The sequence below is a fragment of the Bifidobacterium sp. RTP21102st3_E2_RTP21102_210122 genome, from assembly GCF_040916945.1.
GTDB classification, from domain to species: domain Bacteria; phylum Actinomycetota; class Actinomycetes; order Actinomycetales; family Bifidobacteriaceae; genus Bifidobacterium; species Bifidobacterium longum.
The window spans coordinates 208,655-229,412 of the sequence record NZ_JBCPAN010000002.1 but is presented as its reverse complement, the minus strand read 5'-3'; the positions used below and the strand labels follow the sequence as shown (position 1 = coordinate 229,412).

16 protein-coding genes and 1 pseudogene are annotated in these 20,758 nt (G+C 61.0%); 5 read left to right on the top strand and 12 right to left on the bottom strand.

Features of this window, described 5'->3' with window-relative positions:
• Positions 1-166: 166 nt before the first annotated feature.
• Complete coding sequence (alr, locus tag AB5287_RS02940) at positions 167-1,525, bottom strand: alanine racemase (RefSeq protein WP_008783132.1); 1,359 nt, start codon at positions 1,523-1,525, stop codon at positions 167-169.
• A gap of 188 nt (positions 1,526-1,713) precedes the next feature.
• Here alr and AB5287_RS02935 point away from each other — a divergent pair, with 188 nt between their 5' ends.
• From AB5287_RS02935 to AB5287_RS02925, 3 genes and pseudogenes are all read left to right on the top strand, one after another.
• Positions 1,714-3,174, top strand: coding sequence for an APC family permease (locus AB5287_RS02935; protein WP_100969279.1), 1,461 nt, complete (start codon positions 1,714-1,716; stop codon positions 3,172-3,174).
• Between the two features lie 214 nt (positions 3,175-3,388).
• Positions 3,389-3,553, top strand: a pseudogene (locus tag AB5287_RS02930) (IS256 family transposase); the annotation flags it as partial.
• 182 nt (positions 3,554-3,735) lie between these two features.
• Complete coding sequence (locus tag AB5287_RS02925) at positions 3,736-4,875, top strand: glycoside hydrolase family 172 protein (RefSeq protein ID WP_095346194.1); 1,140 nt, start codon at positions 3,736-3,738, stop codon at positions 4,873-4,875.
• A 257-nt stretch (positions 4,876-5,132) separates the two neighbouring features.
• Here AB5287_RS02925 and AB5287_RS02920 read toward each other — a convergent pair whose 3' ends face one another.
• From AB5287_RS02920 to recQ, 3 genes are all read right to left on the bottom strand, one after another.
• Positions 5,133-5,675 (bottom strand): histone acetyltransferase, encoded by a 543-nt coding sequence (locus tag AB5287_RS02920; RefSeq protein WP_007051262.1) that lies wholly within the window; start codon positions 5,673-5,675, stop codon positions 5,133-5,135.
• Between the two features lie 154 nt (positions 5,676-5,829).
• Positions 5,830-6,324 carry an S-ribosylhomocysteine lyase gene (locus AB5287_RS02915; RefSeq protein WP_007053686.1) on the bottom strand — a complete coding sequence of 165 codons (495 nt, stop codon included), beginning with the start codon at positions 6,322-6,324 and terminating at the stop codon, positions 5,830-5,832.
• A gap of 112 nt (positions 6,325-6,436) precedes the next feature.
• The gene (gene recQ / locus AB5287_RS02910; protein WP_368220611.1) at positions 6,437-8,392 is read right to left on the bottom strand and encodes a DNA helicase RecQ; all 1,956 of its coding nucleotides are present in this window, start codon (positions 8,390-8,392) and stop codon (positions 6,437-6,439) included.
• Positions 8,393-8,550: 158 nt separating this feature from the next.
• Between recQ and AB5287_RS02905 the strand changes: the two genes are divergently transcribed.
• Entirely contained in the window at positions 8,551-10,275 is a 1,725-nt protein-coding gene (locus AB5287_RS02905; RefSeq protein ID WP_197308510.1) for a L,D-transpeptidase, read from the top strand.
• A 139-nt stretch (positions 10,276-10,414) separates the two neighbouring features.
• Here the strand turns inward: AB5287_RS02905 and AB5287_RS02900 are convergent, their stop codons facing one another.
• The 7 genes from AB5287_RS02900 to AB5287_RS02870 all read right to left on the bottom strand — a co-directional run bounded on the left by AB5287_RS02900 (position 10,415) and on the right by AB5287_RS02870 (position 18,368).
• Positions 10,415-11,599 (bottom strand): cystathionine gamma-synthase, encoded by a 1,185-nt coding sequence (locus AB5287_RS02900; protein WP_007051266.1) that lies wholly within the window; start codon positions 11,597-11,599, stop codon positions 10,415-10,417.
• 91 nt (positions 11,600-11,690) lie between these two features.
• Positions 11,691-12,758: a pyridoxal-phosphate dependent enzyme gene (locus AB5287_RS02895; RefSeq protein WP_007056441.1), complete on the bottom strand. Its 1,068-nt coding sequence runs from the start codon at positions 12,756-12,758 to the stop codon at positions 11,691-11,693.
• Between the two features lie 483 nt (positions 12,759-13,241).
• A complete protein-coding gene (locus AB5287_RS02890) occupies positions 13,242-14,027 on the bottom strand; it encodes an ABC transporter ATP-binding protein (RefSeq protein WP_008783136.1) in 786 nt (261 codons plus the stop codon).
• Positions 14,020-14,811 carry an ABC transporter ATP-binding protein gene (locus AB5287_RS02885; protein WP_007053692.1) on the bottom strand — a complete coding sequence of 264 codons (792 nt, stop codon included), beginning with the start codon at positions 14,809-14,811 and terminating at the stop codon, positions 14,020-14,022. The genes AB5287_RS02890 and AB5287_RS02885 overlap by 8 nt, the downstream gene beginning before the upstream one ends.
• Entirely contained in the window at positions 14,808-15,710 is a 903-nt protein-coding gene (locus AB5287_RS02880) for an ABC transporter permease (protein ID WP_007056422.1), read from the bottom strand. Before AB5287_RS02880 ends, AB5287_RS02885 begins: the two co-directional genes overlap by 4 nt.
• A complete protein-coding gene (locus AB5287_RS02875) occupies positions 15,707-16,684 on the bottom strand; it encodes an ABC transporter permease (RefSeq protein ID WP_015512341.1) in 978 nt (325 codons plus the stop codon). The genes AB5287_RS02880 and AB5287_RS02875 overlap by 4 nt, the downstream gene beginning before the upstream one ends.
• Before the next feature lie 64 nt (positions 16,685-16,748).
• On the bottom strand, positions 16,749-18,368 hold the full coding sequence (locus AB5287_RS02870) for an ABC transporter substrate-binding protein (RefSeq protein WP_161389039.1): 1,620 nt from the start codon (positions 18,366-18,368) through the stop codon (positions 16,749-16,751).
• A gap of 125 nt (positions 18,369-18,493) precedes the next feature.
• On the opposite strand from AB5287_RS02870, the gene AB5287_RS02865 reads away from it, so the two are divergent.
• Positions 18,494-19,264 (top strand): type III pantothenate kinase, encoded by a 771-nt coding sequence (locus AB5287_RS02865; protein ID WP_008783138.1) that lies wholly within the window; start codon positions 18,494-18,496, stop codon positions 19,262-19,264.
• A 59-nt stretch (positions 19,265-19,323) separates the two neighbouring features.
• Here AB5287_RS02865 and AB5287_RS02860 read toward each other — a convergent pair whose 3' ends face one another.
• Positions 19,324-20,745, bottom strand: coding sequence for an ABC transporter substrate-binding protein (locus AB5287_RS02860; RefSeq protein ID WP_171022658.1), 1,422 nt, complete (start codon positions 20,743-20,745; stop codon positions 19,324-19,326).
• Positions 20,746-20,758: the final 13 nt, after the last annotated feature.

Sequence of the window (20,758 nt, the reverse complement as noted above, 5' to 3'; positions counted from 1 at the left end):
CCGCAGTAATCCCGACTTCCCGAATATGTGCCACTGACGTCAACTCAACGGCACATATTCGGGAGATTGGGGCCGATTTCCCGAATATGTGACGCTCAGCACATGTCAACGGCACATATTCGGGAAGAAGGGATTACGGGGTGCCACCGTATGGCGGTAATGCACCTTATAGCAGCGTGGCGGGGTCGAGTTTGGCGAGGTCGGCGGCGGGCAGTACTTCGGCGGCATGCTCGTAAAGGCGCGGGATGCGGTTGCGCAGGCAGGTGAAGATCTCGTAGCTGATGGTGTCGGCGGCGCGGGCCCAATCGTCGGCGGTAGGCTCAACGTAATCCTCGCCGCGGCCCGGGCCGAACAGTTCGACCGTGTCGCCCTCGTGAACGCCGAGTTCGGCGGCGGATCCGTGCAGGTCCACGATGAACTGGTCCATGCACACGCGGCCGCACACGCGGTAGAGCTTCGGGCCTTCGGTGGTCATGATGCGCACCGGGCCGCCCGGCTTCTCCACGTGCTTGGCACCTTCCATATCGAAACCGGAAGCGGAGCGGTGGATGCCATCGGCGTAGCCCAGCGGCACAATAGCGGTCGAGGTGTTGTCCGGGGTCAGGTAGGTGCGGCCATAAGAGATGCCATGGCCGGCCTCCACATCCTTGACCGTGCCGAGCTGCGCCTGCAGGCGCATGGCCGGGGTCAGATGCCAGTCGCGCGGGGTGCCCATCGCGGGATCGGGCTCGTAGCCGTACAGGCCGATGCCGGGGCGGGTAAGTTCGAAGTGAATCTCCGGGCGGTCCAAAGTGGCCGCCGTGTTGGCCAGGTGACGGATCTCCGGCGGAATGCCGGCCTGTTCCATGCGGCGCGTGAAGTCCTTGAATGTTTCGATCTGGCGGTCGGTGGAGGACACGAATTCGGGCACATCGGGCGAATCGGCCACGGCGAGATGGCTCCACTGACCCACAATATGCAACACGCCCTCTTTGGCGAGCGGCACGAGTTTGGCGAGCGCGGCGTCGAATCCGGCCGGTGTGAAACCGTTGCGACCGAAGCCGGAATCGACCTTGACGTGTACGCGGGCGGGCTTGCCGAGCTTGCGTGCGGCGGCGGCCACCGCGTCGATGCCGGGCAGGGAGCCGACCGATACGTCGATGTCGGCGGCGATCAGCTCGTCGAACGGGACTTCGGTGCCGTTGTATACCCAAGTCAAAATATGGCAGCGGTCGGGGCCGATGCCGAGCTTGCGCAGCAGCAACGCTTCGTGCGACTGCGCGGTGCCGAGCCATGTGGCGCCGCCGGCGAGCGCGGCCAGGGCGGCGGGCAGCAGTCCGTGGCCGTAGGCGTCGGCCTTGACCACACCCATCACCGCCGTGCCGGAAGCGGGCCCGCCGACCACGGAGACCAGGTGGGCCATGTTGTCGCGCATGGTTTTGAGGTCCACGATGGCCTGTGCGGGGTATTGGCGGCGGGCGGCCGCATAGTTGGCCTTGCCCTGCTCGGACGAGAATGCGATTTCAGGTGCTGCGTTCATGCTCATAGACACCTATTGTTGCGCGAGAATGTGACGTGTAGTCGCAATCGTCTGTTTTCGCCCGGCAGTCGTACACTAATGACCGATATGCGGTTTCTCGGAAGCCGCCTTTGATTCCCGGCGTTGAGGCGTGCCGGGATCCCGGAAATCCGTCCGGTTCAGCCCCATAATCCTAGATTTCATGAGAGAAGAACATGGATCTGTTTCGTAAGAAAAGCGTGGATCAGCTTGTCGCCGAATCCACTCCCCTCAAGCGCACGATGCGCACCTTCGATCTGACGATGCTCGGCATCGGCGCGATCATCGGCACCGGTATCTTCGTGCTCACTGGCAAGGGCGCGCTGACCGCCGGCCCGGCCCTGTCCGTATCGTTCCTGCTGGCCGCCGTCTGCTGCGGTTTTGCCGGTCTGTGCTACGCCGAGTTCGCCGCCATGGCCCCGGTGTCCGGCTCGGCCTACTCCTATGCCTATCTGGCGTTCGGCGAGCTCATCGCCTTCGTGATCGGCTGGGATCTGATTCTGGAGTACGCCCTGCAGGCGGCCACAGTGTCCGCCGGCTGGTCGGGCTACTTCAACAAACTGCTGGAAGGCTTCGGCCTGCACCTGCCGGTCGAGCTGACCGCCGCCTACGGCACCAACCCGGACGTCACCACCTACTTCAACCTGCCCGGTTTCGTCATCGTGCTCATCATCACGTGGGTGCTCTCCATCGGCATCAACCAGACCAAGCGCACCAATGACGTGATGGTGCTCATCAAGCTCGCCATCATCGTGCTGTTCATCGTGTGCGCCGTGTGGTATGTCAAGCCGTCCAACTGGCAGCCGTTCTCCCCGTACGGCATCTACACTTTCCAGCCCGGCTCCACCCAGCCGTACGGCATCGTGCCGGCCGCTTCCATCGTGTTCTTCAGCTTCATCGGCTTCGATGCCGTGTCCTCTTCCGCTGAGGAGACCATCAACCCGAACAAGACGCTGCCGCGCGGCATTCTGCTGTCCCTGGCCGTTTCCACCGTGCTCTACGTCATCATGACCCTGATCATGACCGGCGTGGTGCCCTACAAGGAGTTCGCCAAGTACATCGACGCCCCGGTGGCCGGCGTGATTCTGGAGACCGGCATGAACTGGCTCGCGGTGATCGTGAACCTGGGCGCCCTCATCGGCATGACCACGGTGATGCTCGTGCAGCTGTACGGCCAATCCCGTATCTGCTACGCCATGAGCCGTGACGGCCTGTTCCCGAAGTTCTTCGGCCACGTGCACGAGAAGTACCGTACCCCGTTCAAGGGCACCTGGTTCTTCGGTCTGCTGACCGCGTTCGCCGGCGGCTTCATCAACATCAACGTGCTGTTCGAGCTGGTGAACATCGGTACGCTGTCCGCGTTCATCATCGTGTCGGCCGGTATTCTATGGATGCGCAAGACCCAGCCGAATGCGCCCCGCGGCTTCCGCGCGCCGGGCGTGCCGGTCACCCCGATTCTGGCCATCGTATTCTGCTTCGTGCTCATCGCCGGTCTCAACTGGGAGACCTGGGTGCGTTTCGCCGTCTGGTTCGGTCTGGGCCTGATCGTGTACTTCGGCTACAGCCGCAAGCGCTCCAAGCTCGGCCTTGAGCAGAAGGCCGGGGCTGACACCAAGGTCGCTGCGACTGAGGACTGAGGTCTATCGGCTGACCGATAGCCGATGGCTGCTTTCGTGAAAACCGTACGCTGAGTTACTTTCAGCGTACGGTTTTTGCGATATGAGGCCATGTCGGAGACCACCCTGGACCGTATGGTCCGCAAGAGCGTCAAGGAGACCTTGAACGCGATGCCCGCTACCAGCGGTGCATGGTGCACTTCGAACGCAACGTCCTCGCCAGGGTCACCCCCGCAACCGCGAGGTCAGACGGCGCACGCGCATGGTCGGCAGCTTCCCCGACGAACGCAGCGCGTTGATGCTCGTCTGCGCACGCGTGCGCTATGTCACGTCGAACGAGTGGTCGACGCGCCGCTACCTCGACATGTCAAGACTCGGTGAGACTGTACGGGAAGCGAACCGATCATCGCCACAGGGACGGGCGAAGACCAAAGTGCGCAAGATATCGGGCACTACCCCAGCGCAAGCTCTCCCAGGGCATCACCGCCGGTGCCGTGAAATAACACCCCCCCAGCAGCCCAGCCCGCCCCAGACAAAACGCCGTGGCGGGCCGGGCCTGCGACAGGAAAGGAAGTAAGCATCATGCTCGACGCATTCACCACAGCGAACCCCGCGCCGGGGCTCGGACAAGGCGCCTTGGATGCCGTGGCCATGAGGGCACCCGGCCGCACCCGCTGCATCAACGCCGAAAACCCGGACGGCGGCAAGGGCCGCGCGGCCATGGCGGCCAGCGCGTTGGGCCCCTCCCGCAAGGGAAGCCCCTGCATCAGCACGGTGAGGTCCGGGGAATCGGTGACTTTGATGGATGTCGAGGGCCCCGGCGTGATCCGTCACATCTGGATGACGGTAACCGACCGCACCTCCCCCACCGGCCCCGACGTGCTACGCAACCTGATCCTGGAATTCTACTGGGACGGCGAGGACTCCCCCTCGGTGCAATGCCCGATCGGCGACTTCTTCTGCTGCGGACACGCCCAGTCCTGCACCATCAACTCAATTCCCGTCATGGTCAACCCGAACCGGGGCTTCAACTGCTACTTCGCCATGCCGTTCGAACACGCGCGCATCGTGCTGCGCAACGACCACAACGAGGACGTGCCCGCGTTCTTCTACCAAATCGACTACACCGAATACGACCAGCTGCCGGCCGACACGATGCGCTTCCACGCGCAGTGGCGCCGCCAACGCGTCACCGAACTCGCCCACGACTACGTGGTGCTCGATGGCGTCGAAGGACACGGCACCTACGTCGGCACCTACCTGGCGCTCACCGCGCTCGAAAGCCGCTGGTGGGGCGAAGGCGAATTCAAGTTCTACATCGACGGCGACGGCAAATACCCCACCTGGTGCAGCACCGGCGCCGAGGACTACTTCGGCGGTGCCTGGAGCTTCGCCGAATTCGACGAACACGGCCGCATGCACGAGCGCACCTTCACCGGCCCATACCTCGGCTTCCCGTTCTACTCGCAGAACCTCGCCGGACGCGAAAGCGCCTACTGGGACACTGCCACCCCCGTGACCCGCGGCCTATACCGTTGGCACATCCCCGACCCGATCTACTTCGAGCGAGACCTGCGCGTCGAATGGCAGCAGATCGGCACCGAGGAAGCCGGCAACTTCGAACGACAGGACGACGTGGCCACGGTCGCCTACTGGTACCAAAGCGAACCACACAAGCCATTCGCCCCAATCGGCGACCGCGCGTTCCGCCGGCCACGGTGACTTCCTCGATGCCTGTCGGCCGATGGGGCTCCATCGGCCGACAGGCATCGCCATGTCTTCTCCATTCACCTGCGCGGTGAATGGATTGGCAACGGTGTGTTACCCGGGATTCGACTGGACGCCGCCGCACGACGACAGCATGACAGCCGCAAGCACCGTCACGACGCCCCCGACCCAACGTGTTCTTCTCACACACTGATTCTACCGTCAGAAACCGATGACGGTGCAGAAACGAGCACATCAGCCGGCAGCCACACTCACCACTCGTGGCGCTGATAGGCGATTCTGGTGGTGTCGACCGGCCGGTCGAGCAGCTGGATCAGGCCGCAACGGGCGAAGCCGGAGCTTTCGAGCACGTGCTGCATGGCCTTGTTATTGGGGTGGGTGTCGGCGCGCACGTTGCCGTAGTGCTTCAGGGCCCACCTGATACAGTCGCGGGCCGCGTGGCGCACCAGACCGGATGCGGCGATGCGGTGGATGGTCACATAGGCGTCGTTGTCCAGCCAGGCGCCGTCGATTTTGGCGTAGGTCGGATCCTCGCCCGGGCACAGGGCGAACTGGGCCAGAATGCGTTCGTGGCCATTGCAGGTGTCGACCAGCAGCATCGTACGCTGGTTGGCGATGTCGTCCTCAATCATCGATTCACGCGGAAATTCGTTGCCCCACTGGGTGGGGTTGCCGTTGGCGGCCATCAACGCGCGTGCGCGTGCGTAGATTTTCTGCATCTGCGGCAGATCGCGCATGGTGGCGTGGCGGAAACGGCGGCCTGTCGCCTTGTTTGCAGCGTTCGACTGAGTCACTTCCACCTCTCCAACATGCCAAGCTACCGATGTGCAGCGGCCAACGATTAACTGACGGCAAACCTACCATGCCATAGGCACAAACATAGGCACAAAGAAACCCCGTCCGCGTGGTATGCGGGGGCGGGGTTCTTCCATGCCGATTGGCTTGCGATCAGACGACCTTGCGCTCGAACGGGTCGGAGCTGATGCCTTCCTCAAGGATCTGCTTGGCCCATTCCTTGGCGGCGAACAGGCTGTGGTCGCGATAGTTGCCGCAGCTCTTCTCGGTGGTGGCGGGCACGTCATCCCATGTGGCCTTGTATGCGATGAACTCCAACGATTCCTTCAACGCCTTGGCCACATCCTCGGTGGAGTGGGTGCCCCAGGTCAGCAGGTGGAAGCCGGTGCGGCAGCCGAACGGCGAGCAGTCGATGTAGCCGGGAATGCGTTCACGCAGCAGCACGGCGATGGTGTGTTCGATGGTGTGCAGGCCGCCGGTGGGGATGGCCTGCTCGTTCGGCTGGGTCAGGCGCAGATCGTAATTGGAGATCACGTCGCCGTGAGGGCCCGTTTCAGTGTCGATGTAACGCACGTACGGCGCCTTGACTTTGGTGTGATCAAGCTGGAATGATTCGACGACGGGCTTTTCGGCCTTGTCTTCTGCCATGCTGTTGCCTTTCTACTTGCTGAGTGTTCGGTCATGAAGTATCGAACAGTCATCGTAGTCGCGCCAGCCCAAGAACGCCCGCAAATACTCCGCGGTTCGCTATAGGAGATTGTTATGACGCACTCCCGGCATTGAACGAGGCGATGGTTTGCATGAAGCGCTGGCCGTAGAGGTCGAGCTTGTGTTGACCGACGCCGTTGACCGCCAGAAATTGCGCGTTGGTAACCGGCTTGATGCGGGCCATGTCGCGCAAGGTCTTGTCGGAGAACACGATGTACGGCGGCTTGCCGATTTCCTGGGCGATGGTGCGTCGCAGTTCGCGTAGCTTCTGGAACAGCGATTCCTCGTCATCGTCTGGGATATACGAGCCCAGCGCATCGCCGGGAACATTGGCGGAATCGGCAGTATCAGCCACTCCCCCGCTCCGACCGGAACCGGCCGCCGCCGACTTGCGTTCCACCCGTTTGATCTCATAGTGGAAGTCGGGAGCGGCGGTTTCGGCCGCCCGCGCACCGAACATGACGATTGGCATACGCCCTTCGGCGATTGACAGGTACCCGTCCGTGGCCATCTGGCTCAACACGTCGCGCACGCGAGCTTCGTTCACGTCCTTGAGCATGCCGAAGGTGGGCATCCGCTCCGGGTTCAGCCATGCCAGATCCTGTGCCCGCGAACCGCGCAGGATCTTGACGATCTTGCCGGAACCGACGCGCTGCCCCACGTCATGCACGCAACGGCTGATCGCCTGCGCCACGCGGGTCACGTCGATGGTCTCGAACGTGCTTTCGCAGTTCGAGCAGGCACCGCATCTGCCGGACTGCGAAGAGTCCGCCGCAATGTCTTCACCCGCCGCGGAACCAGCATTCGGCGACAATTCCTGACCGAAATACCGGGTCATATACCGGTGCAGGCAGTCGGTGGTGCGGCAGTAGCCGACCATACCGTCCAGCAGCCGGCGCTTGGACTGGCGAACGATCTCCTGCTCTTCGGGAGTCAATCGCTCGTTCTCATAATCGTTATCCAGCAACCGACGCCGGGTGACGATGTCTGACTCATTCCACAGCAGCGTGCATCGGCTGGGCTCGCCGTCACGGCCCGCGCGGCCGGCCTCCTGATAGTAGGCTTCAATGGATTCGGGTAGATTGTGGTGGATGACGTAACGCACGTTGGACTTATCGATGCCCATGCCGAAGGCGTTGGTGGCTACGACCACCGGCACCTTGTCGGTGATGAAGTCGCGCTGGGCCACCTCACGCGCGTCCGGCGACATGCCGCCATGGTAGGCGACGGCCGGATGCCCCATCTGGTTCAGCGTGTCGGCGAGCGCTTCGGTGGTCTTGCGGGTGGCGCAGTAGACGATGCCGGATTCGTCCGGATGGTCGGCCACATACCGCGCCACCCATGCGGCCTTGTATTTGGTCTCCAGTTTGACCACATCAAAATACAGGTTCGGCCGGTCGAATCCGGTGACGGTGACGGCCGGATTCCGCAATCCCAGCAGTCCCACGATGTCCCGACGCACCCGTTCGGTGGCGGTGGCGGTGAACGCACCCACCGGTGGACGCTGCGGCAGCCCGGCGATGAAATCGCCGATGCCTAAGTACGACGAGCGGAAGTCCTGACCCCACTGGGAGACGCAGTGGGCTTCGTCCACGGCGATCAGCGAGATCGGCGTACGGGCGGCAAAGTCGCGGAATCGCCCGGTTTCCAAGCGTTCCGGGGCCACGTACAGCAGTTTGATCTGCCCGGCGGCGGCTTGGGCGAACACCATCGCCTGCTCGTCGGGAGTTTGAGTGGTGTTGATGAACGCGGCCGGCAGACCGAGGTCGTTCAGCGCATCGACCTGGTCGCGCATCAGGGAAATCAAGGGAGATATGACCAAAGTCGCACCCGGGCTGAGCGCGGCGGGAATCTGGTAGCACACGGACTTGCCTGCGCCGGTGGGCATCACGCCCAAGACATCGCGTCCGGCAAGCAAAGCCTCGACAATTCCTTGCTGTCCGGGCCTAAACGAGTCATAGCCGAAGTATCGTGTGAGCGCCTCCAGCGCCGCCTGATGTGCTGTCATAAACGACCAGTGTAAGCCGACCGCGGATGGATTTCATCGTATAACGGAATACCTCGTAACGATGTACGTAGCCCTTCCGTATTATTATGCGTCGAGGAACGCTATTCCCGGCATATCACACGATATGCCGCTTTGAGAGAACTAAGACGGGGCATTTTATGGCCAACGATACATTTTCCTTCTCCTCTCCTGACGATCAGGAGACGGCGGTGCTGCAGCCTGTGGCCGCCGATGGGCTGTTCGCAGCCGCGGCCACAGGTACCGCCACGCCACAGCAAAGCGACAATGGCACCAATAACCATGCCGACAATACAGCCTATGTGGGTGAACATGTCATGGCATCTACCACCGCTAAATCACATGGCAAGGCCGCACGGATTGCCATCATAACCATATTTGCAGTGTTGCTTGCCGCATTAATAGCCTATTTCTTCGTCGGACGTTGGTACTTCCAAGACAAGGCTGCGCCCGGTGTTCATTTGGGCAATGTCTCTGTCATGGGCCAGACCCGCGAAGAACTTGCGAATACTGTGAAGCAGCAGCTGAATAACACCACAGTGACGTTCACCGCCGAAGGCAACAGCGTCAAAGCCTCGCTGAAGGACCTTGGCGTCACCGTCGACACGGATAAAACCGTAGATGCGCTGTTGAACGCGAAGACCGGCGACGTGGCCAAGCTCAATATTTTCGATCAGCCGCATATCGCTCTGACCGCCACCAGGGACAAAGAGACTGCCGAACAATTCGTCACCGCCGGCCTGGTCGATGAGGCCGACCGAGCGCAGATTGCCACCGTTGTCTACAACAAGAGCACCAAGCAGTTCGATTACACCGCGGGTCAGGATGGCAAGGGTCCGGATATCAATGTTGTCAATGCTGCAGTCAAGGAGGCCGTCGCGACCCCGGGCGAAAATGCGACGGTGCCGGTCAAGCTACAGACTGCAAAGAATCCGATTGATGACGCGAGCGCACAGCAAACACAGTTTGACGCCAATGCCAAGCTTGGACTCAAACTGACCGTGGACAACGGCGTGAACAAGAGCGTCACCATCCCGGCCGATACCATTGCCTCATTCCTCAAGCCCACGGTGAATAAGGCGGGTGGCACCATGAGTCTGGTAGTCGACCGCGATGCCATCACCAAGTACGTCACCAGTGACAGCGTAACCAAAGAACTGACTGTTCCCAAGGTGACACGCGAGGTCTACATCACGCCGAAAGACGAAGGCGGCGTGGAAATTGGTGCCGATAAGACACTCGGTGTGGATGGTATTGAAGTGACTGGTGCCGGGGACGCCCCCGAACGTCTGGCTACCGCCATCGAGCAGAACCAGTCCACTGATTCCACTGTGGCTGTGAAAGACAGCCCATATGATGTCAAGCAGGTCGAGGTGCCTCATAACTTCGATACGGCAAATGGCGATAAGTGGGTTCATGTTGATCTGACGAACCAGACTGCCACTGCATATCAGGGCACCACGGTGGTCAGGAAGTTCAACATCGCTTCTGGCAAGCCCACCGCCGATGGTTCCATGCTGTCCGATACCGGCACGTTCTACGTGTATCTCAAGTACGAATCGCAGACCATGGTTGGCGAAGGCTACAACCAGCCAGGCACGCCGTGGATTTCCTACTATAACGGCGGCGAGGCCCTGCACGGTGTTCCTGCATACATGTGGGGCGAGCACCCCATCTATGTGCAGCAGGGTATCCCAGGCTCGCACGGCTGCATCAACATGCAGGTGGCCGACGCCAAGTGGATGTACGACTTTGCCACCATCGGCACTCGTGTGGTCGTTGATGGCACCACACCGACTTCCGGTCAGGCGTTGCGCCCGGCTGGTGCGGATGCCACCGGATGGCAGGGCGGCAACGCCAGCTGATTCGATCCATGTTTAATCGATAACGGAAAATCCCCGACCCTTGTGGGCCGGGGATTTTTTGTAGGTACCAATCGATAGCGAGTCCGCCGATAAGCGTGGTGGCACCGTCAATACGGTGCCACCAGTACCGTCAGTACGGTCAGATACGATCCAACGCCTGCTTGAGATCGGCGATAAGGTCGTCGGCGTTCTCGATACCGACCGAAATACGCACCAGATTGGCGGGCACCTGCAGGGTGGTGCCGGCCACGGAGGCGTGGGTCATGGCGGCGGGCACCTCGATGAGGCTTTCCACACCGCCGAGCGATTCGGCCAGTGTGAAGATCTGCGTGTGGTCCACGAAGTGCTTGGCCGCCTCGGCACCGGCCGCGAGCTGCACGGAGACGATGCCGCCGAAGCCGCCGTGCATCTGGCGGGCGGCGATTTCATGACCCGGGTGGGACTCGAGGCCCGGGTACCAGACGCGCTCAATCACATCAGAGGGCTGGGATTCGAGCCATTCGGCCACCTTCAGGGCGTTGGCACTGTGGCGCTTGACGCGCAGATCCAGGGTCTTCAGGCCGCGGATGTCCAGCCAGGAGTCGAACGGGGAGGGCACTGCGCCGGCGGCGTTCTGCAGGAAGGCGACCTTCTCACGGGTCTCCTCGTCGTTGACCACCACGGCACCGCCGACCACGTCGGAGTGGCCGCCGATGTACTTGGTGGTGGAGTAGACCACCACATCGGCGCCATCGGCCAGCGGGTGCTGAAGGGCGGGCGAGGCGAAGGTGTTGTCGACCGCGACCTTGGTGCCGTACTTGTGGGCGACTTCGGCGGTGGCCGCGATGTCGGTGATGTTGAGCAGCGGGTTGGACGGGGTCTCGACCCACACATACTGGTAGTGCTTGGAGGCCAATGCGGTTTCCACGGCTTTCAGATCGGTGATGTCCACCACGTCGAGGCCCACACCCCACGGCACGAACACCTTGGAGAGCAGGCGGTAGGTGCCACCGTATACATCGTTGCCGAGCAGGATGTTGTCGCCGGGCTTGATGGTGGAGCGCAGCAGCACGTCGATGGCGGCCAAGCCCGAGGAGAAGCTCAGCGCGTACTTGCCGCCTTCCACGGCGGCGAGCTGCTCGTCGAAGCTGGTGCGAGTGGGGTTGATGGAGCGAGAGTAGTCGTGGCCTCCCCTGAGGCCCAACACGCCATCCTGCTTGAAAGTGGAGGTGGCGAAGATCGGCGTGACGACCGCACCGGTGGTCGGGTCGGGCTCCTGGCCGGCGTGGATGGCGCGAGTGGCGATGTCGGTGTTGGCGAACTTGGCGTTGTATTCAGCGGACATGATATTGGGTTCCTTTCGGGATTGTTCCGTATTCGAAGGTAAAACAGGTGCGGTTAGTTAGTGCGGATGTTGGTATTGATTCTTTTGATAGCTAGTTATGGAGTCCATCCGCAGCTCCCTCATCAGAGGGAGTTCCGTTAAGGTACTGCTCGGCGAGGGAGGGCTTGCTGGTGCGTTCCACGATGTCACCGTAGCCGTTGGCACGCATCCAGTCGTCATTGAAGATCTTCTCCAGATAACTGCGGCCGGAATCAGGGGCGAGCACCACCACAATCTGGTTCTCGTCCAAATCATTGGCAAGCGCGTACTTGATGGCGCTGGCCACGGCCATGCCGGACGAGCCGCCGACCAGCAACGCCTCCTCGCCGGCCAGACGGCGGGTCATTTCAAAGGCTTCGGCGTCGGATACGCGCACGATGTCGTCGGTGATGTTCCGGTCGAAAGCCTTGGGGTAGAAGTCCTCCCCCACGCCCTCGATGTCGTACTGGTGGACTTCGTCGCGTGAGGAAGCGGAGTAGATGGAGCCTTCCGGGTCGGAGCCGATGACCTTGACCGCGCCGTTGGAGGCTTCCTTGAGGTACTTGCCGGTGCCGGAGATGGTGCCGCCGGTGCCAATGCCGGCCACGAAGTGCGTGACCTTGTGGTCCGTAGCCTCCCAGATCTCGGGGCCGGTGGTGTAGTAGTGGCTCAGCGGGCCGTTCGGGTTGTCGTACTGGTTCGGGCGGAAGCCGCCGGGAATCGTGTTGGCCAGTCGTTCGGCGACCTGGTAGTAGGAGCGCGGGTCGTCCGGGCCGGCGTCGGTCGGTGTGACGATGACTTCGGCACCGTAGGCGCGCAGCACCGCGCGCTTGGATTCGGAAACCTTGTCCGGCAGGGTGAAAATCGTGCGGTAGCCGCGCTGCTGGGCGACCAGGGCCAGGCCGACGCCGGTGTTGCCCGAGGTGGGCTCGACGATCACGCCGCCGGGCTTCAGCTGGCCGGACTGTTCGGCGGCGTCGATGATGCGCTCGGCGATGCGGTCCTTGGAGGAGCCGCCGGGGTTGAAGTATTCGACTTTGACGGCGATGGTGGCTTTGACGCCGGCCGCCTGCGGGATGTGGTTGAGCTTGACGAGCGGGGTGTTGCCGATGAGTTCTGCGAGGCTGTTGTGGATGGTCATGTGAAGTCCTTCGTTGCTGGGGTTGTGGGGTTTTGCTGCGTTGCGTTCGTGAACCGACGTTCCCAGACGAATGGACTGTGGCTTTAGTTTGAAATCGAGTATCCCCGCTCACTGTACGGTGAAGCCGGAAAGTGAATCGGTTTTTCATGTTAACCACGACTCGCGCGTTACACGGTTACGCTCGTGCCATCGATTTCATGAAAATTCATGCGACAGATTTGCCGCGATTCGAATGCTCTATCTCAAGTTATGCGTCACTGACCGCTCGCCCAGGGGCGTCGGTTAGCGACAACAACATGAGATAATCTGCATGTCTCACACCATAGCACAACCCGCGACAAGCGCGTGTCGCCGGCGGCCTCGGCTCCCCTCCCTGAGGGGAGCTGGCCGCGAAGCGGACTGAGGGGAATACGACGGCACCCGTAACTCCCCTCAGCCTCACTGCGTTCGACAGCTCCCCTCAGAGAGGGAGCCAAAAAAGGTCTATAACGAGGCTGCCTCGATGAGCTGACGGGTGTAATCGGATTGGGGGTTGCCGAGCACTTCAGCGGTGGAACCCGTCTCTTCGAGACGCCCGTCATGGAGCACGAGGATGCGGTCGGCGATGTGCTGTACCACGCCGAGATCGTGGGAGACCATGATGATGGCGGTGCTCGGCCGGGCCGCGCGGATGGCGGCGAAGGTGTCGAGGATCTGAATGCGCGCGGCCACGTCGATGGCGCTCATCGGCTCATCGGCGAGGATCACTTTGGGCTCGTTGATGATAGCGCGGGCGATGACCACGCGCTGCGCCTGGCCGCCGGACAGGTCGATTGGGTACCGGTTCAGGAAGTCTGCCGGTTCAAGGCCTGCCATGGTCAGAGCCGCGGCCACTCGCTCGTCGATATCGGTGTTGTTCAGGTCACGCCGTTGCAGACTCAGCGGTTCAGCCACTGATTTGGCGACTCGCCAACGTGGGTCGAGCGAGGAGAACGGGTCCTGGAACACCAGTCCCGATTCGCGGCGCAGGGCCGCGAATCCCGGCGATTTTCGGCCGCCGACAATGGATTGGCTCTCGTATTCCACGCTGCCGGAGTCCGCGGATTCCAAGCCCAGCATAATGCGGGTCAGCGTGGATTTGCCGGATCCGGAGCCGCCGATCACGGCCAGACATTCGCCGGCGTGGACGTCGGCGGAGACGTCGAAGAGGACTTGGTGGCGTGCGGTGCGCGGGCCGAAGGATTTGGTGATGGAGTGGGCGGAGAGGAGCGGCACACTGCTGTTACTCATGCGAATCCTCCTTGGGGGTGTGGAGGGTGAGGGTTTGGGCGGCGGCGACCAGGCGCTGGGCTTGTGGTGTGGTCGGCGCGGCGAGCAGGTCGGCGGTGGGTCCGGATTCGACGATGCGGCCGGCGTCCAGCACGTAGCAGCGGGTGGTGGCACGCGCGAGTACGGAGAAATCGTGGGTGATGAACAGCATGGAGGCACCGGCGTCGTCCACCAGCGAGGTCAGCAGGTCCACGATCTGGCGTTGCGTGATGGAGTCGAGTGCGGTGGTGGGTTCGTCCGCGATGATGAATCGCGGTGAGGTGATCAGCGCCGTGGCGATGCCCACGCGCTGCTGTTGGCCGCCGGACAGTTCGTGCGGGTATTTGCCGGCCATATCGAGATCCAGCCCGACCTTGCTCAACAAGGCATTCACTCGGTCGGCTCGTTCGGCCTTGGTCAGATCATAGTGCAACCGCAATGGCAAGGCGATCTGCTGCGCCACGGTCATCACCGGGTTCAGTGAGGCAGCCGGATTCTGGAACACCGCACCCACATACCGGCCGCGCAGGTCGGCAAGCGCACGTTCGGAAGCTCCGATAATTTCCGTGCCGCCCATATCAATCGACCCATTAGTCACAGCGGTCAGGGGCAGCAACCCCAGCATCGCCTTGGCAATCATAGATTTTCCGGAGCCTGAAGAACCGATCAAGCCGACTCGTTCACCGTCGGCAATGGTCATATCCGCATCAGAGACGATTGGTTTGCCGCCAATCGTGATTTTCAGCCCGCGAACATCGACGCTCATCGTTCGCCTCCTATTTCACGTAATGCGGGGTTGGTGACCGGATCGATGGCATCGCGCAGCACATCACCAAAAATATTCAGCGCCACAACCACAACCGTGACGATCAGGCCGGGCCACACCACGGTTAATGGGAACACGTTGATGAGTTTGACCGAAGTGGCCAGAGAATGCCCCCAGCTCGGCACACCGGACGGCACACCGATACCGAGATAAGTGAGCCCCGACTCAGCCAACACCGCCGTGCCCGCCGACAATGACAGTTGCACAGCCAATACCGGCAGAATATTCGGCATAACATGGCTTATGAGCACACGCCACCCGCTGGCACCATTGGCCAAGGCCGATTCCACATATGACGAGCGGGACGCCAGCAACGCTGCGGGGCGAGCCACACGAGCCAGATTCAACCCATATCCGAAGCCGCAGGCGATCACAATCACCGCGATTGACGCTCCCAACGGCACAGCCAGAATCAACGCAATCAACACGGTGGGAACGGAAATCAACGCATCAACTACCACTACCGAAGAACTGGCGAGCGCCGCATTGCGTGCCACCATGGCCGCGATGAGCAGCAGCCCCCAAGCCATAGATGCCACTACGGTCAGCAGCACGATCACAAGATTGGTATGTGAGCCGGCCAGCAGCCAGCTGAACACGTCCGCGCCGGTGCCGTCAGTGCCGAGCCAGTGCTCGGCGGACGGCTTGGCCCATACATGGTAGCCATCAGTGGCCCACAGCGATTGCGGGGTCCAGAACAGGGAAACGATGGCAATGAGCAACCACAGAGCGAGCACGATAAGTGCGAATTTGCCCTCGGCACGACGCCACATAGAGTGCAGGACGATGACGAAGGCAGCCCGTCGACCACCAGTCGTCGCACGACGAACATTGCTCATGCGGTCACCTCCGTAATGGCGGTAGCGGTTTTCAGACGCGGGTCGAGCACGCGGTGGAACAAATCGACCACGAGGCCGACAGTCAAAAAGAACGCGGCCAGCAGGAACAGCTCGCTTTGCACGGCAATCAGGTCGCGGTTGCCCACGTCGGTCACAAGACCGTTGCCGATGCCCGGTAACGCAAACAGGTTTTCGATGACCATCACGCCAGTGACCATCGAAGCGAAGGTCAGCCCGATAACAGACACCAGCTGCGGGGTTGCCAACCGCAATCCCACACGCAACACCGCCTGAGTGCGCGTCATGCCACACGAGCGTGCCATATCGATGTAGCCGGAACTGGCTAAATCCCCTAAGGCCGCGCGCGTGTATCGCATAAGCGATGCTCCCACGATGATGCCGACCGATACAGCCGGCAATACCAACGCTGATATCGCCGAACCGGGTGCGCCCCAACCATCCAGCGGGAACCCTTGCGAGGGAAACACATCAAGCAATCCTACGCCGCGCCCGAACAACAGAATCAGCAGCAGACCGCCCCACAACGCAGGTACGGCACCGCCGACAATAGCCAGTACATGAAACACCGCACGCACCGTTGCGCTGCGGGCCAGTACCGCCGCACAGCCCAGCGGCAAGCCGATGACCAAGGCGATGAGCAGGGCAAGAATAATCAGGGGAAAGGTGATGGACGCACGTGCGCCTACCAAGGAGGTTACGGAGCGACCAGTCAGGATTGAAGTGCCGAAGTCACCACGGGCCAGCGCACTCATCCAATCGAAGTATTGTGCAATCAATGGCCGATCCAGACCGAGTTGTTCGCGTAGCTGGGTCACACGCTCAGGCGGCGAGTTGACGCCGGCCATCACGGAGGCCACATCGCCAGGCAGAATGCGCAATGCTGCAAAAACCACCACGGACAGGCCGAACAACGCCACCACGAATAACGCCAGCCGTTTCAACACGAATCGCATAATGCCTACTTTACTTGGATTAACAATGAGCCCCCTCACTGAGGGAGCTCATTGCTGTAACGAACTACTTCGTGTAGGTCACGTTGTAGAGGGGCAGAACGGTCTGGTTGAGGTCGAAGGGGAATCCTTCAACGCCCTTGGCCGTGGCGGTGGTGATGCGGTAGTTGAACAGCCAGTCGGCCGGCGCATCCTCGGAGACAAGCTTGGCGGCCGCGGCGAACTTGGCATCACGCTCCTTGTCGGAGGTGGCGGCAACACCCTCGTTGTACAGCTTGGTCACATTCTTGTTGTCGTAACCGAAATAGTATGTCGGATTGGTCCACGATGCGAAGTCGTGGCTTTCGTTGTGGTCCACCAGCGAAATATCGAAGGTGTGGTTGGTGTACACATCCTGCAGCCACGTGGAGAACTCCACCACATTCACCTTCAGGTCGATGCCGATGGGCTTGAGCTGGGAGCGCAGCTGGTCTCCGAGCTCGGTGCCGTAGATGTTGGCGTAGGTCAGCGTAAGTTGAAGCGGCTTGTCGGTGGAATAGCCGGCTTCAGCCATGAGCGACTTGGCCTTGTTCTGATCATACGGGTACAGATTCGTCAGATCCTCGTAGCCGGGGTCGAGAGACGGGATCGGGCCGCCGAGCGCCTTGTCCGCACCGCCGCGAGAGGCGATGAGCTCCTTGTGGTTAATGGCGTAACGGATGGCCTGGCGAATGCGCTTGTCAGCCAGTTTGGAACCGGAAGCGTTGTTGAAGCCGAGCACGAACTTGTCGGTGCCGTTGCCGGCTTTGACCGTGTACTTGGCGGAATCGGACTTGAACGGTTCGGCGAGGTTCTCGGTAATCGGGGCGAGCACCTGCACGTCACCGGACTTCAGCGCATTGACCGCGGCGTTGTCGTCGGCCAGATACTTGACGACCACGGTGGGCGTCTTGGCCTTGTTCTTGCCCCAGTACTTCTCATTGGCCTTCAGCGTGATCGAGCTGTTTTCCACGAACTTGGCAACGGTGTAGGGGCCGGAGCCGACGGCCTGCGTCTTCAGGTCATACTTGGCGTCCTTGTCGAACACGAGCCCTGCGCGACCGGTCAGGGTCCACAACAGGTTGGAGTTCGGCGTCTTGAGCGTGATCACCGCGGTGTCGGCGTCCTTGGCCTCCACCTTGCTGACGGCGGCGAGCGCGTCGGCGTCGTGGTAGCCCTTAGCGATCAGCTCGTTGATGGACCAGGCCACGTCCTCGGCGTCAAGTTTGTCGCCATTGAAGAAGGTCATGTTCTTATTGAGGTGGAAGGTGTAGGTCAGGCCGTCCTTGGACGTCTCCCAGCTGGAGGCGATGGCGGGAGCGACCTGGTTCTTGGAGTCACGTGCCACGATGCCTTCGTATACGTTGCCGATCAGGATCTGGTCAAGCGCGGAGCCGGCGGTGTTGCGGATGTCCAGATTGGTGGGGGCCAGTTTGAGGCCGATGGTCACGGTGTCGGCATATTGGTTGCTGGACGAAGCCGACTTGTCATCTTTCTTACCGCCGAAAGCGAGCGTGACGCCGATGACGACCGCCACTGCCACGATGACGGCAATCAGTGAGATCAGCCACCACTTCGGGCCGCTTTTTTTCGGATTCTTTGCGCGCGAGGCAAGGCTCGCATCTGTGGTTGCGCCGTCTTCGACGTGCGCACCATTGTCTTGAGACATGGTTCTTCCTCTGTATATGTTGTGTTCTACGGTTGGCCGCCACGCTGGGTCGACCACCGCAGGCCATCATAGCCATGGGACTGTAGAATTGCGCATGAAATCCATCTTGAATCTGGAGGGTTATCATGCTGGTCGCCGTTGATATCGGCAATACGAACATCGTGCTGGGCTTTTTGGATGGCGATGCCATCGCCGGCACCTACCGCATCACCACCAAAGCCAACCATACGTCTGATGAGTATGGGCTGTTTCTGACTGAATTCCTGAGAATGAGCGGTTTTCAGCCATCCGATGTGGACGATGTGATCATCTGTTCGGTGGTGCCGAAAGTGATGCACTCCTTCCGTTCGTCCATCGTCAAATTCCTCGACATTGATCCGATGGTGGTGGGACCGGGCATCAAGACCGGTATGAACGTGCGCGTTGACGATCCGAAATCGCTGGGTGCGGATATTCTGGCCGACTGCGCCGGTGCCTATTACGAGTATGGCGGCCCAGTGCTGGTGGCTGATTTCGGCACCGCCACCACGTTCACGCACGTGAGCGACAAGGGCGTGGTCGATTCCGGCGTCATCACCACCGGCATCCGTGCCGGTGCGGCCGCTCTGTGGGGAGATACGGCCCAGCTGCCGGAAGTGGAAATTACGCGACCGGATACGATTCTGGGCACCAACACCAAGACCTGCATGCAGGCCGGTTTGTATTACACGTTCTTGGGCGGTGTGGAGCGCACGATTCGTCAGTTCCGCAGAGAGCTCGGAGGCGAGGATTTCAAGGTGATCACCACCGGTGGCCTCGGTCGAGTGTTTGAGAATGACACCGAGCTGATTGACGTGTATGACCCGGATTTGATTTTCAAGGGCATGGCGCACATCTACTCGCGCAATGTGAAGTGACGTAGTATGCAGGAATCGGCCGCGTATAGCGCGGTCGATTCCGACCCAACCCCGAATCCCTACTTAATCGTAAAGCCCTGATTGAGGCCGTATTCTCGGAGGTCTTTCTGCCATTGGGCCAGGCCGTCGGAGAGACTGACTTTCTTGCCGGGCTTCTCCAATGGTTCGAGCGGGTTGCCTTCCTCGTCCTTCATGCCCATCTCAATGGCTTCCTGTCGCTGCTGATAGGCGTGGAAACTGCCGGACCACTCGTATGCCTGGCCCACCGTCGATTTGAAGTCACTGCGCGCATACACTTCGAATGGCAGATACTGGTATCCGACCGACACATCCTCGGCGGCCTCCGACAGTACCCGGTTGAACTTCTGCCCGCCGAAATACGGGATTTCAATGCCACGGTCATTGGTAATCGTGGTTTTATCCAGAAAATCAGCGGAATTCAGGGTGGCGTAATCGGCCGGAAAGGCACCGCCGTCTACACGCGCGCTAATGCCTTGGGCGTCATGCGCCACAAAGTCCACGAAACGATAGGCCGCATCCGGCTTACGGGTCAATTGCAACACGGTCAGCGCCGAGCCGCCATTTTCGGCGTTGGCAGGCTGGCCATCATAGGTGGGCATGGGAGCCACGCGCCACAGACCGGCCGCGCCCGGCACATTGGACAGCAGCAGCGACGGCATCCAGGCCCCAGAGAACACGGAGGCGATGGTACCGGTGCCCACACGGCGCTTCCATCGGTCGGACCATGTGGCGGAGGTGGTGTCAACAAGCCCCTCATCGATCATTTTCTGCCAGAATTCGGTGAACCGTTGGGTGCCGGCGTCCTCATCCAAATCGATGGTCACGGTTTTGCCGTCGGCCGACGTGTGGAACGGCTGGCCGCCGGCGAGCCAGACCATGGCATCGTAAAAGCTGCCATCGCCCGAGTCGGCGGCGATGTACACGCCAATCTCCTTGAGCTTTTTGGCAGCCTCATAGTAGTCATCCCAAGTCTTGATCTTGGTGGCGTCCACGCCGGCTTGGCGGAACACGTCTTCGTTGTAGAAGAAGCCCATCGGGCCCGAATCCATGGGCAGCCCGTAGGTACGGCCGGCGAGCTGCACGGACGACCATGTGCCGAGGGTAAAGAAGTTGGAATAATCCGAGCCGATTTTGTCGGTCAGATCAAGCAATTGGCCGGAGACCGCGTACTGCAACAGTGCATAGTATTCGATTTGAGCCACGTCCGGCGTGCCGTAACCGTCCTGAATGGCGGTGTTGAGATTGCCATAGCCGGAGATGTTGGTCCATTTCACGCGGATGTCCGGATTGGCTTTTTCGAAACGGCGGATGACCTCGCCCATGCTCGGTTCCCAGCTCCATACGCTGATTTCCGTGCGGTTATCGGTGGTGGACTGCCCGCACGAGGCCAAGGATACGGAAAGGATGGCAGTCACTGCTATGGTTGCCATTCTTTTGATTCGCTGTCCGATCACTCGCATGGTGACGAGTGTA

Bases quoted from the DNA above. Each gene is read 5' to 3' on its own strand.
- alr (WP_008783132.1), bottom strand. From the start codon at position 1,525: ATGAGCATGAACGCAGCACCTGAAATCGCATTCTCGTCCGAGCAGGGC.
- AB5287_RS02935 (WP_100969279.1), top strand. From the start codon at position 1,714: ATGGATCTGTTTCGTAAGAAAAGCGTGGATCAGCTTGTCGCCGAATCC.
- AB5287_RS02925 (WP_095346194.1), top strand. From the start codon at position 3,736: ATGCTCGACGCATTCACCACAGCGAACCCCGCGCCGGGGCTCGGACAA.
- AB5287_RS02915 (WP_007053686.1), bottom strand. From the start codon at position 6,324: ATGGCAGAAGACAAGGCCGAAAAGCCCGTCGTCGAATCATTCCAGCTT.
- recQ (WP_368220611.1), bottom strand. From the start codon at position 8,392: ATGACAGCACATCAGGCGGCGCTGGAGGCGCTCACACGATACTTCGGC.
- AB5287_RS02905 (WP_197308510.1), top strand. From the start codon at position 8,551: ATGGCCAACGATACATTTTCCTTCTCCTCTCCTGACGATCAGGAGACG.
- AB5287_RS02900 (WP_007051266.1), bottom strand. From the start codon at position 11,599: ATGTCCGCTGAATACAACGCCAAGTTCGCCAACACCGACATCGCCACT.
- AB5287_RS02895 (WP_007056441.1), bottom strand. From the start codon at position 12,758: ATGACCATCCACAACAGCCTCGCAGAACTCATCGGCAACACCCCGCTC.
- AB5287_RS02890 (WP_008783136.1), bottom strand. From the start codon at position 14,027: ATGAGTAACAGCAGTGTGCCGCTCCTCTCCGCCCACTCCATCACCAAA.
- AB5287_RS02885 (WP_007053692.1), bottom strand. From the start codon at position 14,811: ATGAGCGTCGATGTTCGCGGGCTGAAAATCACGATTGGCGGCAAACCA.
- AB5287_RS02880 (WP_007056422.1), bottom strand. From the start codon at position 15,710: ATGAGCAATGTTCGTCGTGCGACGACTGGTGGTCGACGGGCTGCCTTC.
- AB5287_RS02875 (WP_015512341.1), bottom strand. From the start codon at position 16,684: ATGCGATTCGTGTTGAAACGGCTGGCGTTATTCGTGGTGGCGTTGTTC.
- AB5287_RS02870 (WP_161389039.1), bottom strand. From the start codon at position 18,368: ATGTCTCAAGACAATGGTGCGCACGTCGAAGACGGCGCAACCACAGAT.
- AB5287_RS02865 (WP_008783138.1), top strand. From the start codon at position 18,494: ATGCTGGTCGCCGTTGATATCGGCAATACGAACATCGTGCTGGGCTTT.
- AB5287_RS02860 (WP_171022658.1), bottom strand. From the start codon at position 20,745: ATGCGAGTGATCGGACAGCGAATCAAAAGAATGGCAACCATAGCAGTG.